Source organism: Roseateles noduli, assembly GCF_050626985.1.
Classification (GTDB): domain Bacteria; phylum Pseudomonadota; class Gammaproteobacteria; order Burkholderiales; family Burkholderiaceae_C; genus Roseateles; species Roseateles noduli_A.
On sequence record NZ_CP192463.1, the window covers coordinates 3,785,301 to 3,798,305 of the forward strand.

Annotated in this window: 12 protein-coding genes; 3 read left to right on the forward strand and 9 right to left on the reverse strand. The window is 69.4% G+C overall.

Annotated elements, in window-relative coordinates; genetic code table 11:
* Positions 1 to 103: 103 nt before the first annotated feature.
* Positions 104 to 1,039 (reverse strand): LysR family transcriptional regulator, encoded by a 936-nt coding sequence (locus tag ACQ4L4_RS16550; RefSeq protein ID WP_431100026.1) that lies wholly within the window; start codon positions 1,037 to 1,039, stop codon positions 104 to 106.
* Positions 1,040 to 1,193: 154 nt separating this feature from the next.
* On the opposite strand from ACQ4L4_RS16550, the gene ACQ4L4_RS16555 reads away from it, so the two are divergent.
* Complete coding sequence (locus ACQ4L4_RS16555; RefSeq protein WP_431100027.1) at positions 1,194 to 2,096, forward strand: aldo/keto reductase family oxidoreductase; 903 nt, start codon at positions 1,194 to 1,196, stop codon at positions 2,094 to 2,096.
* Between the two features lie 185 nt (positions 2,097 to 2,281).
* Here the strand turns inward: ACQ4L4_RS16555 and ACQ4L4_RS16560 are convergent, their stop codons facing one another.
* The 8 genes from ACQ4L4_RS16560 to ACQ4L4_RS16595 form a co-directional block, all read right to left on the reverse strand.
* Positions 2,282 to 3,193, reverse strand: a complete 912-nt coding sequence (locus ACQ4L4_RS16560) for an NAD(P)-dependent oxidoreductase (protein WP_431104953.1) — start codon at positions 3,191 to 3,193, stop codon at positions 2,282 to 2,284.
* A gap of 158 nt (positions 3,194 to 3,351) precedes the next feature.
* Positions 3,352 to 3,990, reverse strand: coding sequence for a glutathione S-transferase family protein (locus tag ACQ4L4_RS16565; protein WP_431100028.1), 639 nt, complete (start codon positions 3,988 to 3,990; stop codon positions 3,352 to 3,354).
* A 45-nt stretch (positions 3,991 to 4,035) separates the two neighbouring features.
* Complete coding sequence (gene phnX, locus ACQ4L4_RS16570; RefSeq protein WP_431100029.1) at positions 4,036 to 4,854, reverse strand: phosphonoacetaldehyde hydrolase; 819 nt, start codon at positions 4,852 to 4,854, stop codon at positions 4,036 to 4,038.
* Complete coding sequence (gene psrA, locus ACQ4L4_RS16575; protein WP_431100030.1) at positions 4,851 to 5,948, reverse strand: iron-containing alcohol dehydrogenase PsrA; 1,098 nt, start codon at positions 5,946 to 5,948, stop codon at positions 4,851 to 4,853. The genes phnX and psrA overlap by 4 nt, the downstream gene beginning before the upstream one ends.
* 81 nt (positions 5,949 to 6,029) lie before the next feature.
* Complete coding sequence (phnE, locus tag ACQ4L4_RS16580) at positions 6,030 to 6,866, reverse strand: phosphonate ABC transporter, permease protein PhnE (protein ID WP_431104954.1); 837 nt, start codon at positions 6,864 to 6,866, stop codon at positions 6,030 to 6,032.
* Positions 6,867 to 6,871: 5 nt separating this feature from the next.
* Positions 6,872 to 7,681: a phosphonate ABC transporter ATP-binding protein gene (phnC, locus tag ACQ4L4_RS16585; protein WP_431100031.1), complete on the reverse strand. Its 810-nt coding sequence runs from the start codon at positions 7,679 to 7,681 to the stop codon at positions 6,872 to 6,874.
* Positions 7,678 to 8,580, reverse strand: coding sequence for a phosphonate ABC transporter substrate-binding protein (gene phnD, locus ACQ4L4_RS16590; protein ID WP_431100033.1), 903 nt, complete (start codon positions 8,578 to 8,580; stop codon positions 7,678 to 7,680). The genes phnC and phnD overlap by 4 nt, the downstream gene beginning before the upstream one ends.
* Before the next feature lie 205 nt (positions 8,581 to 8,785).
* Positions 8,786 to 10,018, reverse strand: a complete 1,233-nt coding sequence (locus ACQ4L4_RS16595) for an alkaline phosphatase family protein (protein ID WP_431100034.1) — start codon at positions 10,016 to 10,018, stop codon at positions 8,786 to 8,788.
* 126 nt (positions 10,019 to 10,144) lie between these two features.
* Between ACQ4L4_RS16595 and ACQ4L4_RS16600 the strand changes: the two genes are divergently transcribed.
* Complete coding sequence (locus ACQ4L4_RS16600) at positions 10,145 to 11,044, forward strand: LysR substrate-binding domain-containing protein (RefSeq protein WP_431100035.1); 900 nt, start codon at positions 10,145 to 10,147, stop codon at positions 11,042 to 11,044.
* Between the two features lie 230 nt (positions 11,045 to 11,274).
* The gene (locus ACQ4L4_RS16605) at positions 11,275 to 13,002 is read left to right on the forward strand and encodes an ABC transporter permease (RefSeq protein WP_377160544.1); all 1,728 of its coding nucleotides are present in this window, start codon (positions 11,275 to 11,277) and stop codon (positions 13,000 to 13,002) included.
* The last annotated feature ends 3 nt before the right edge of the window (positions 13,003 to 13,005 follow it).

Sequence of the window (13,005 nt, forward strand, 5' to 3'; positions counted from 1 at the left end):
CCGTTCGCGGAGCCACGGTCCCTGCTTCGAGGGGCCATTTTCAGTTCTCACACCTTTCGTCCGCTCGACTTGAGCAACGCCTGACCCCGGTCCTGGACGTTGCTCAAGCGGCGGACTTTTTTTGTCCGCTCCGTCCATCCTGTGCCGCCTGTCCGTCCTTCACGAAGTCGACGAAGGCGCGCAACGGCGCGGGCAGGTAGCGCCGGCCCGGGTAGTAGAGGAACGGACCGCTGAAGGACACCCACCAGTCCTCGAGGACCGGCACGAGCGCGCCGCTCTCCAGGTGCGGCCGCACCCAATCCTCGAAGGTCTGGATGACGCCGCCACCCGCGACCGCCACGTCGATCGCCAGGTCCAGGCCGCCGCCCAGGCGGACGATCATCGGACCGTCGGGATCGACGGTGACGACTTCGCCTTCGCGCTGAAATTCGTAGGCGGGCATCGTTCCGCTCGGGAAGCGGCCTCGCAGGCAGCGGTGGGCGAGCAGGTCGCGCGGATGTGACGGCTGGCCGTGTTCGGCGAGATAGGCCGGCGACGCCGCCGTAGCCACGCGCTGCGTCCGCGGGCCGATCGGCACCGCGATCATGTCCTGCTCCAGCCGCTCCTCATAGCGGATGCCGGCATCGCAGCCGGCGGCGAGCACGTCGACGAAGCTTTCCTCGACAGTGATGTCGAGCTTGATGTCCGGATACGCCTTCAGGAATGCCGGGACGATCTTGGGCAGCACGAGCCGCGCGGCACTCGCCGGCACATTGAGCCGCAGCGTGCCGGCCGGCCGCTCGCGGAAACCGTTGACGACGTCCAGCGCCGCCTCGACCTCGCCCAGTGCCGGTCCGAGTCGGTCCAGCAGGCGTGCACCGGCCTCGGTCGGCGCGACGCTGCGGGTGCTCCGATGCAGCAGCCGGACGCCGAGCTTCGTCTCCAGCCGCCGCACCGCCTCGCTCAGTCCTGACGGGCTCATGCCCGACTGCCGAGAAGCCTCCCGGAAGCCGCCGGATCGCGCCACGGCAAGGAACGCCGACAGATCGCCCAGTTCCATCTCACTGTCCTTGATTTCGCACAGCCCGTGCGGATTCGATCCCCTTATCGTACGACCGTGCGCTGCCTACAGTCCTTCCACGACGTCGCCGATCTCCCCCGAAGTTCCTTCGACGTTCTCCCGAACTCCCTCCGAAGCATTGAAGGATTCCCCCATGAGCAGCACCCCTTCCCGCCTTTCCCGCCTCCTCGACCACGCCGGCACGTTCAAGCTGGGCACCCGCACGGTGACGCGCATCGGCTACGGCGCGATGCAACTGGCCGGGCCCGGCGTCTTCGGTCCGCCGAAGGATCGCGCCGCCGCTGTCGCCGTGTTGCGCGAGGCCATCGCGCTCGGCGTCGACCACATCGACACCAGCGACTTCTACGGGCCGCACGTCACCAACCAGATCATTCGCGAGGCGCTCCACCCCTATCGCGACAGCCTGACGATCGTCACCAAGGTCGGCGCCCGGCGCGGCGAGGACGCTTCCTGGCAACCCGCGCAGTCGGCCGAGGCGCTGACGCAGCAGGTCCACGACAACCTCCGGAACCTGGGCCTGGACGTGCTCGACGTCGTCAACCTGCGCAGCATGATCGACGTGCACGGCCCGGCGGAAGGCTCGCTGGAGCCGCAGCTGACCGCGCTGGCCGCGCTTCAGCGGCAAGGCCTGATCCGCCACATCGGCCTGAGCAACGCGACGGCACGTCAGGTCGCCGATGCCCGCAAGATCGTCGAGATCGTCTGCGTCCAGAACCAGTACAACCTGGCGCACCGCAACGACGACGCGCTGCTCGATCAACTGGCGGGGCAAGGCATCGCCTTCGTGCCGTTCTTCCCGCTCGGGGGCTTCTCGCCGCTGCAGTCGGAGACGCTGTCGGCCGTCGCCGCCGAACTCGGCGCGACGCCGATGCAGGTGGCGCTGGCCTGGCTGCTGCAGCGCTCGCCCAACCTCGTGCTCATCCCGGGCACCTCGTCGGTCGATCACCTGCGGCAGAACCTGCAGGCGGCCTCGCTGACGCTTCCCGCCGAGGCCGTCCGCCGGCTCGATGCCATGACGCCCGTCAGCAGCCATTGAGACTGCCGTCGCCGCGGTGGTGATCGGGGGGTTTGGCGAGACTGCCGTCGACTCGGCGGTGGTCAGCGAGACTGCCGTCGCCAAGCGCGGGCTCTCCACGGGGCATGGGGGATCCCTCCTGGACCCCCAAGCCCCATTCCGGCCCCACAGGCACCCGGGGCGCTCCCACTTCATGCGATGTCGGATTACAGCGGGGTCAGCACGGGCTCGCCGGCTTCCCAGCGACGGGCGTTCTCGAGGAACAGGTCGACCGTGGCTTGCACCGACTCCGGCGACCAGCCCGCGATGTGCGGCGTGAGGATCACGTTCGGGAAACCAAGCAGCGCCTCCGGCGGCTTCGGCTCCGACTCGTAGACGTCGAGCGCCGCGCCGCCGAGCTCACCGGCCGCCAAGGCCGCGGCCAACGCGGCCGTGTCGACCAGGCTGCCGCGGGCGATGTTGACGACGTGACCCTGCGAGCCGAGCGCCTTCAGCACCTCGGCGTTGACGATGTGCTTCGTGGTCGGGCCGCCCGGCGCCGCGACGATCAGGAAGTCCGCCCACTGCGCCAGATCGAGCGCCGAGCCGAAGTACTGGCAGCCCAGCGAGTCGTTGCGCTCGCGACGGTTGTGATAGCCCACCTCCATGTCGAAGGCCAGCGCGCGCCTGGCGATGCGCAGCCCGATCGTGCCCATGCCGAGGATGCCGAGCTTGCGCCCGTTGACGCTCGGACGCAGCGGCAGCGCGTCGCGCCATAGTCCGGCGCGCAGGGCCTGCTCCTGCTGCGGCAGCGCGCGCACGGAAGCCAGCAGCAGCGCCATCGCGTGATCGGCGACGCATGAATCGTTGGTGCCCGCACCGTTCCACAACGTGAGGCCACGCGCCTTGGCGGCGGCAAGGTCGATCGCCTCGTAACCGGCCCCCTGCGCCGCGGCGACGCGGAGCTTGGGCATCGCCGCGATCTCGTCGGCCCGCAGGCCGACAGCGCCGATGGTCAGGACGATCTCGATGTCAGCACCGTGCTCGGCGACCGCCTTCGCTCGCGCTTCGGCCGTCGGCGCGTAGATCACGTCGTAGCGCGCGCGGAACTGCGCCAGATGCTCTTCCGCCGTCGGCATCAGGACGAGCAGTTTGCGGGGCGAGCCGGACGAGGGACTGGCGGACGAAGGGTTGGCGGACACGGCGACCTCATGGAGTCAGGGAGTTCGCCGTCGATGATAGGAGCGCCATCGCGCGTGCCTGCCAGGGCGCGCACGCGCTTCGCACGCCGTGAAGGTCAATCCTCGTCGAGCGGAAAACGCGCCGCCCAGAAGTCCTGCAGGCGCGGGTCGGCGTCGACGCGGCGGACGATCGGGGACATCGTCGGCGCGACTTCGTAGAAGCGCTCCCGCCACGGCCCGAAGCGCGACACCACCGTCACGTACAAGTCCAGCACCGACAGCTCGTCGCCGAGCAGGTAGCGTCCCGGCGTCATCTGCGCGTCCATGACGCCCCAGCAGAACGCGATGCGGTCATGGACCGCGTCGACCACCTGGTCGCGCTGATCGGGCCGCGCGCCGATGCGGGTGACGTCCGGCTTGATCCAGTGCAGCGAATAGATCGCCGACGACACGAACACCATCCAGCGCAGGAACTCCGCGCGCCGCGGATCGTCGATCGCCGGCGCAAGCCGCGCCTGCGGATGCGTGTCGGCGAGGTGGATCAGGATCGCGGCGCTCTCGGTCATCACGCGGCCGTCGGCATCGACCAGCGTCGGGATCTGCCGCATCGGATTGGCCGCGCCCACGCGCACCCGGGCGGCCTCGGCCTCCCAGGTCGCGCCCTCGATCAGGTCGAAATCAATGCCGAGCAGCGTCAGCGCCGCTTCCACCGCGGTCGATCCGGAGGCGGCCGATCCGAAGAGAGTCCAAGCCATGTCTTGCGTCCCGAAGAAGGAAGCAGGCATTGGAGGGGAAGCGCCTCAGGGCGTCAATCCGCGCGCCATCCTCGCATCGATCTCAGCCAGCGCCTTCGGCAAGTCGGCAACCGAGTCGATCACCAGATGCGCGCCCGCCGCCGTGAGGCGCTGTGTGGCGGCGGCGCGCTTCGCCACGACTTCGGCATCCGGCAACGCCTGCAGTTGCGCCAAGGTCAGGCCCGTCTCATTGCCCGACAGGCTGAGGCCGACGGTCCACATGCCAGCTCGGCGACCTTCCTCGATGCCGGGCGTCGTGTCGTCGACCTTCACGCAGGCGCGCACATCGCCGATGCCCAGCGCCAGCACGTTCGCGAGCGCCATGAAGGGGCCTGGCCGACCACCGGCGGCCAGCTCGTCGCCGGCGACGACGTGGTCCGCCACGATGCCATCGGCCTTCGCCTGCGGCAGCAGCACGTCCAGCACCTGGCGCGGATAGCCCGAGCACGAGCCGATCTTCAGCCCCGCACGACGGAGCGCGGCCAGCATCTCGACCGCGCCGGGAATCGGCTGCGAGTAGCGCCCGACCTTCTCGATCTGCATCGGCATGAAGCGCTCGTAGATCGCGTCGATGTCGGCGGCGGTCGACGGGCGGCCGAAGCGCGCCTGCCATTGCGCCTGCAGCGATGCGTCCTCGAGCAGCGTGCGGATGTGATCGCGCTTGGACAGGCCCATCGGGCCGCGGGCCTCGTCGAGCGTCAGCGTGATGCCGAAGGTCGAGAACGCGTCGACGAAGATCTGCGTCGGCGCCAGCGAGCCATGGTCGACCAGCGTGCCGGCCCAGTCGAAGATGACCGCCTGGAGATGGGGATAGAGCGTGTTCATGCGTAGGCCTTGATGAAGTTGCGACCGCGCGGACCGCGCAGCGCCTGTTCGACGCGCGCGTCCCAGTCGGCGGGCGCGATGCCGTAGTCGGCGGGATCGGTGGAGACGCCGAGCGCGTCGAGGAAATGCTCCAGCGCGGCGACCGCGCCGTCGGCATCGGCCGCGTCGAAGATCGCCAGCAGTTGCGCATCCACCGCCGCATCGCGCCCGAAGGCCAGCCGCATCACGCGCGGCAGGCTGAACGAGCACGCGATGCCGTGCACGGTGCCGCGCGTCAACGTGATGTCGTAGGACAAGGAGTGCGCCAGCGCCGTCTTCGTGTTGGAGAAGGCCATGCCCGCCTGCAGCGCGGCGATCGCGAGCGCTTCGCGCAGGTCGAGCCGGCGCGGCTCGCGCAGCAGCGCGGGCAGCGTGGCGACGATGGCGCGCGCGGCGCTCGCCGCGAGGCTGGACGACACCGGGTTGCGATGCACGTTCCACAGCGACTCCAGCGCGTGGGACAGCGCGTCCAGGCCGCTGGCCAGCGTGGCGCCCGCGGGCAGGCTGACCATCAGCGACGGGTCGACGAGGGCGGCTTCCGGCCAAGTCCACGGCAGGTGCAGCGAATGCTTGCGCGAGCGCCCCGCGTCCCACAGCGTGGCCCAGGGCGTGACCTCGCTGCCGGTGCCCGCGGTCGTCGGGATCGCGATCAGCGCGCGATGCGGACCGTCCACCGGCAGCGGTGCCGCCTTCGGATCGACCAGATGGTCGAGCAGTTCGTCGAAGCGGCCCGACGGCGTGGCGGTGAGCATCGCCTTCGCCGCGTCGATGCTGCTGCCGCCGCCCAGCGCGATCACGCAGCGCGCGCCGCCGTGGTCGCGCCACAGGCGCTCGTACAGCGGCGCGAGCCAGCGGACATCGGGGTTCGGGGAGATGTCGGTCTCTACCGCCACCAGGCGGTCGCCGAGCATCGCCCTCACCCGACCGACCAGCCCCAGCGGCTCCGCCTCCGGAAAGGCGATCAGCAGCGCATCGCGCTCGCCGACCAGGTCAGGCAACAGTTCCAGCGCGCCGATGCCGGCCCGCACGTCGACCGGGTTGTGAAACTTCCACACGTTCACGTCGTTGTCCTCGTCGTCTCTTGTTGGTTCTCGCGGGTTCTCGTCGGCCTCTCGTTGTCGGGAGCGCCGTCGGGCTCAATGCCGACCGCTGTCCTGGATCGCGCGGCGCAACTGGCTCGACACGAAGTCCGCAGCGACCACCATCACGGTGATCACGATGATGCAGGTCGCGGTCTCGGGGTACTTGAACAGCTTGAGGCTGCCCACGAGCTCGAAACCCAGCCCGCCCGCGCCGACCATGCCGAGCACCGTCGCCGAGCGCAGGTTGACCTCGAAGCGGTACAGCACGACGGCGATCCACGCGGTCACCACCTGCGGCAGCACGCCGAAGACGATCACCTGCAGCGGCCGGGCGCCGGTGGCGCGCAGCGCCTCGAGCGGGCCCTGGTCGATCTCCTCGATCGCCTCGGCGAAGAACTTGCCGAGCATCCCCGCGCCGTGCACCGCGAGCGCCAGCACGCCGGGGAAGGGCCCCAGTCCCACCGCCGACACGAACACCAGCGCCAGGATCAGTTCGTTGATGCTGCGCGTCACGTTCAGGCCCTGCCGCGTGAGCTGGTACAGCCAGCGCGGCCCCTGCAGGTTGCGCGCCGCGAGGAAGGACACCGGCACCGCGGCGACCGCGCCCAGCAGCGTGCCCCACACCGCGATCTGGATCGTCTCCAGCGCCGGCGCCCAGAGCCGGTCGAGGATGCGCCAATCCGGCGGCCACGTGCGGCTCAGGAAGTCGGCGATCTGCGGCAGGCCGTTCGCGAGCTCCGACGGGCTCAGCTGCGCGCCGCTGGCGCTCCACTGCAGCGCCCACAGGCCCAGCACCATCGCGGTGAGCAGCTTCGTCCAGCCGCCCGGCGTCGTGGGCAGGCCGACCAGCCAGCGATAGCGGTCGACGGCGGCACGCTCGACGGCATTCATCGTCGTCATGCGGTTTTCCTTTCCTCTTCGATCGCCACGGGCTCGATGAGCTGCAGGCCGGTGTGAACGGCGCGGCCGGCGCGACCGGCGTAAAGCTCATGAAGCTCCGCATCGGACAGCTCGCCCGGCAGCCGGTCGAACAGCACCCGCCCCTGCGACAGCCCGACGATGCGGTCGCCGAATTCCTTCGCGTAATCGACCTGGTGAAGGTTGCAGACGACGGTGATGCCGAGTTCGCGGCACGCCTGCTTCAGATAGCCGAGCGCCTGGCGCGCGGTGTGCGGGTCCAGGCTGGCCACCGGCTCGTCGGCAAGGATCACCTGCGGGCGCTGCGCCAGCGCGCGGGCGATGCCCACGCGCTGCATCTGGCCGCCGGACAGCGAGTCGGTGCGTTCCCGCGCCTTGTGCGCAAGGCCGACGCGATCCAGGCACTCCAGCGCCAGCGTCACGTCCGCGGCGCGGAACAGCTGCAGCACCGAGCTCCATGTCGACACCGCGCCGAGCCGCCCCGTCAGCACGTTCTTCACCACGCTCAGGCGCGGCACCACGTGGTGATGCTGGAACACCATCGCGACGCGGCGTCGCAGTTCGCGCAGATCGGCGGCGCGCGAGCCGGACATCGCGTCCAGGCCCGCGATCGTCATCGCGCCGGCGTCCGGCTGCGCCAGCCGGTTCATGCAGCGCAGCAGCGTGGACTTGCCCGCGCCCGACGGGCCGAGCACGACGAGGAACTCGCCGGCCTTCGCGTCCAGGTCCACGCCGCGCAGCACGGCGTTGTCGCCGAAGCGCTTGGTGACGCCGCGCAGCGTGATCACTTCATGCTCCGCAGGTCGAGCTTGAGCACCTTGGCCGTGTCGCGGACGACGTCGTAGGCGGCATCGTTGGTCGGCTGGAAGCCGTTGAGCACGCCCTGGTCGCCCCACTTCACGTCCTTCAGGTTGGCCAGCGCCTTGGCGAGCTTGTCCTTCAGCGCGGGATCGAGGTCCTTGCGCCAGACCATCGGCGATTCGGGGATGGGCTTGGACGACCACAGTACGACGAAGTCGTCCTGCTTCACCGTGCCCTTGGCGACGGCGCTGGCGAAGATGCGGTCGGCGACGGCGGCCGCGTCGACCTTCTTGTTGGCGACCGCCAGGATGCTGGCGTCATGCGAGCCGGAGAACAGCACGCGGCCGAACAGCGCGTCCGGGTCGTAGCCCGCCTGCTGCAGGCCGGCCTTCGGGAACAGATGGCCGGAGGCGGAGCTCGGGTCGACGAAGGCGAAGTTCTTCCCCTTCAACTCGGCGACCGTGTGCACGCCGCTGTCCTTGCGGGCGAGGATCACGCTCTTGTAGGCGCTCTGGCCGGTCTTCTTGGTGACCGCGACGGAGAAGGCCTCGACGTTCGCGACCGAGCTGGCCAGCACGTACGAGAACGGACCGAGGTAGGCCACGTCCAGCTTCTTCGAGCGCAGCGCCTCGATGACGCCGTTGTAGTCGGTGGCGACGAAGGGCTTCACCGTCATGCCGAGCTGCTGCTGCAGCGCGTCCAGCACCTGGCGGCTGGACTCGATCATCGCCTGCGAGTCCTCGGCCGGGATCAGGCCGATCGTCAGCGTCTGCTGCTGGGCGGAAGACACGGCCGGCAGCCCCGCCGCGACGGCGACGGCAGCGGCCAGGACGGCGCGCCGGAGAACGGACGAGCGGGCTTGGGGGGCGTGGGGGGCGTGGCGCATGGCGGCATCCAGGGAGTGGTGAGCGGATGCCGCCACTCTATGAATCCAACATGACAGGACATCCATCGATGCCATGTTGAATTCCAGACCAAACCATTGAGTTGATCTATGGATGCCACGTAGGCCTGACGCCGTCCGCAGGCCTCCTGCCGCGAGCCGCCGCCACGCTCGATGGCTCGATGGCGCGTGGCGACTCAACGACGGATCAGTGCTGGCCGCAGGCCGGATGCTTCGTTCCCGCCGTGTCGTTGGGCAGGCCCAGGAAGTCGAGCACGTGCGGCGTCAGCGCGCCGGTCTGCGGCAGCGTCGTGCCGGTCAGGTCGCCCTGGCAGTAGGCCGGCTTCGTCGGATTGCGGTAGCTGTTGGTGAGGATCAGCGTCGCATCGCGTTCGCCGGCGCTCTGTCCGCCGTGGCCGCTGCCCGTGCCGCCGTGGTCGGAGACGACGACGATCAGCCACTCCTCCGCGGCATAGGTCGGCCGCGCCGCGAGCGCATCCAGCACCTGCTGGATCTGCGCGTCCTCACCCGCGATCTTGGACTGGTAGTACGCGTTGAACGGGTCGTAGCTGGCGGCGTGGATGTCCACGTTGTGCAGGTAGTAGAAGATCGCCGTCGGCGGATTCGTCCAGGACAGCCAGCCCTTGACGGCGTTGGTGGCCTGCTGCGAGTTCTTGGCCGCATTCGCCACCACGAAGTCGGCGCCCGCCGGCTTCAGGTTGCCGGTGATGTTGGCCCAGTCGCCGACGACCGCCACGGTGGCCGTCGGATAGGCCGTCTTGATGCGGTCGAACAGGTGCGGCTTCTTCAGCGGCAACGCGATGTCGTTGCTGGTGACGCCGTGCTGGTCGGCCCAGAAGCCGGTGAACAGCGTGCCCCAGCCGGGGCCGCTGAGCGTGGCCTGCGAGCCGCCCGCGAGCACGTTGCCGTGGAACGCGCCGCTACCGGCGAGCGCGCTGAGCGCCGGCGTCGCGACGCAGCTGGCGCAGAACAGCGCGTCGCCGCGCAACCCGTCGATGCCGACCACGAGCACATGCTTGCGACCGTTCGGGCCCACGATGGGATTGGGCACGCCCGGGCCGGGAATCAGCGAGTAATGGTCATACGGATTGCCGGCGTAGTCGGTCTTCAGGCCGCCGACATCGGCGGCGCGCTTGTCGCTGAGGTCGCACTGCTGGGCGTTCTTGTAGAAGTCGAAGCTGACGCACCAGGACTTGCGCGAGTCGTTCAGGCACGCGGCGGCGCAGGCTTCCGGGGTGACGGCGGTCAGGTGCTCCCGGTTGTAGCCCGAGATCGCGGCGTTGATCGTGCGCGTGAACGACGTCAGCGGCGACGGCGCGGTCTGGGCGCCGGCGACCGGCGCGAGCGCCGCCAGGGCCAGGGCGGCGCCCAGCGCGCGCAGCGCGGCCGCCTGGCGTTTGAGGGAAAGGATCAGTGTCATGAAGGCTCCAGGCTCGAACGAGCGGGTTGAGGAATAAAGCCCCCGCAGCGTAGGAACGTCACGTGACCGTCACTCGATCGAATCAATATCGAGAACCGCACGAAATCATCGAGAGTCTCTATACCCATGTCGGCCGCCAAGCTCCGCGCCTTCCTCGCCGTCGCCCGTCACGGCAGCTTCAGCGCCGCGGCGCGGGCGCTGGGCCTGTCGCAGCCCACCCTGACGACGCAGGTGCAGGGGCTGGAGCAGCAGCACAAGGTGGAGCTCTTCCACCGGCGCGGCCACCGGATCGAGCTGACCAGCGTCGGCCATCAGCTGCTGCCGATCGCGCGACAGCTGGCGGCCCTGGAGGTCGAGGCCTACAACCTGCTGCACGACTGCGGCGAGCTCACGCGCGGCCAGCTCAAGCTCGGCGCGGTGGGCCCGTTCCACGTGATCGAGATGGTGGACGCCTACCGCCAGCGCTATCCGAAGGTCGACGTGTCGATCCGGCTGGGCAACTCGGCGCAGGTCTTCGGGGACCTGGAGAACTACGTGATCGACGTCGGCGTGCTGGCGCGTTTCCATGACGCGCCGGGCTTCGAGACGATGGCGTACGCGCGGCACGCGATCATCCTGTTCGTGCATCTCGATCACCCCTTCGCGAAGCACGAGAGCGTTCCGTTGCAGGCCTTGGAGAACCAGCCGCTGCTGCAGCGCGAGGATGGATCGAGCACGCGCCGCGCGCTCGAATCGGCCTTGCGCCAGGCCGGCATCGCGCCACGCGTCGCGATGGAGATCGGCAGCCGCGAGGCGCTGCGGGAAGCGGCCGCGCGCGGCATCGGCATCGGCGTCGTCTCCGAGGCCGAGTTCATCCCCGACGCCCGTTTCCGTCCCGTGCGCATCGACGGCGATCCGGCCTTCACCGAGACGCACATCTACTGCCTCAAGGAACGCCGGGACAGCCTCCTGCTGAACTCATTCTTCGACACCGCCGGCGCCCTGAAGAACCTCCCGGAGTCCCCGGTAGCAGATCCGCGGCAGTGAGACGACGATGGGGGACGGGAGGTCGTGGGGTTCCCGCGCTTGCCGCGGGGGCCCCATGACCTCGCGGCCAACGCTCACCCGAGTCAGGTGGGCGATCTCCCCCAGACAGACTCCCCTCAGAAACGGGACAGGTTTCTGAAGGCCACCCCAGGCATCCTGCGCACCTTCGTGCGGGGGGCCCAGGAGGCCGTCTGTTCCCTGGAATCCATGCAGAACAAAAAGGCAAGCTCATGGACCGCCGCCAATTCTTCCCCCGCCCTGTCGTCGAGGCGGGTACCAACCGCTGGGACTGGGCGCTGCTGCCGCTGGTGCTGGCGCTGCTCGTGCTGCTGGCCTACGGGGCCGCGCAGATGGCGCGCCCGTTCGCGCTGGGCGATCCGCTGCCGCTGTCGCTGGACCCGTCCCACCTGCCCTACTACCTGCTGCGCACCAACCTGCGGATGCTTGCGGCGATGGTGCTGGCGCTGCTGTTCAGCGCGGTCTTCGCGGTGCTCGCGGCCAAGGTCCGCGCCGCCGAGAAGGTGCTGGTGCCGATGCTCGACATCCTCCAGTCGATCCCGATCCTGGGCTTCCTGTCGATCACGGTGACCGGCTTCATCGCCCTCTTCCCCGGCAACCTGCTGGGCGTCGAGTGCGCGGCGATCTTCGCGATCTTCACCTCGCAGGCCTGGAACATGGCCTTCAGCCTGTACCAGTCGCTGCGCACGGTGCCGTCGGAACTCGACGAGGCGGCGCGCGTGTTCCAGCTGTCGGGCTGGCAGCGCTTCTGGCGGCTGGAGCTGCCCTACGCGATGCCGGGCCTGCTGTGGAACATGATGATGTCGATGTCCGGCGGCTGGTTCTTCGTCGTCGCGTCGGAGGCGATCTCGGTCTCCGACCAGAGCATCAAGCTGCCCGGCGTCGGGTCCTACATCGCGATGGCGATCGAGGCCCGCGACCTCGGCGCGATCGGCTGGGCGATCGTCGCGATGCTCGTGGGCATCGTGCTCTACGACCAGCTCGTGTTCCGGCCGCTGGTTGCGTGGGCGGACAAGTTCCGCTTCGAGGACAGCGGCACCGACGCCGCGCCGAACTCATGGATGCTGAACTGGCTGCGCCGCACCTCGTTCACGCGCCGTTCGGCGGCCTGGCTGGTGGACCGGCTCGAAGGCAGCATGATCTGGTTCCGCCGTCATCACGACGGCACCTCGATCCGCGCCCGGCCGCGCATCGCCAGCGCCACCTGGACACGCGCCTGGGACGCGGTCGTGGCCGCGGCGGTGATGGTGGCGCTGTACCACCTGGTCCGCTTCGTCCACACCGAGGTCGGCTGGTCCGAGGCCGGCCACGTCTTCGGACTCGGCATGCTGACGCTGGTGCGCGTGCTGGTGCTGATCGCGCTGGCGGCGCTGGTCTGGGTGCCGGTGGGCATCTGGATCGGCATGAATCCGCGCTGGTCGGGGCGGCTGCAGGCGGTGGCGCAATTCCTGGCGGCGTTCCCGGCCAACCTGCTGTTCCCGGTGGCCGTCGTGCTGATCGTGCGCTGGAAGCTCAACCCGGATGTCTGGCTGTCGCCGCTGATGATCTTCGGCACGCAGTGGTACCTGCTGTTCAACGTGATCGCGGGCGCGTCCAACATCCCCGCCGAGCTGCGCCACGCGGCGCGCAACCTGGGCCTGAGCGGCTGGTTGAAATGGCGTCGCTACCTGCTGCCGGCGGTGTTCCCGAGCTTCGTCACCGGCGCGATCACCGCCAGCGGCGGCTCGTGGAACGCGAGCATCGTGGCCGAGTACGTCTCCTGGGGCGACACCACGCTCAAGGCGCACGGCCTGGGCAGCTACATCGCGGAGATGACCGCCAAGGGCGACTTCCCGCGGATCGCGCTGGGCATCGGCGTGATGTGCATCTTCGTGATGGGCCTGAACCATTTCGTCTGGCGGCGCCTGTACCGGCTGGCCGAAGACCGCATGCATCTGTGAACT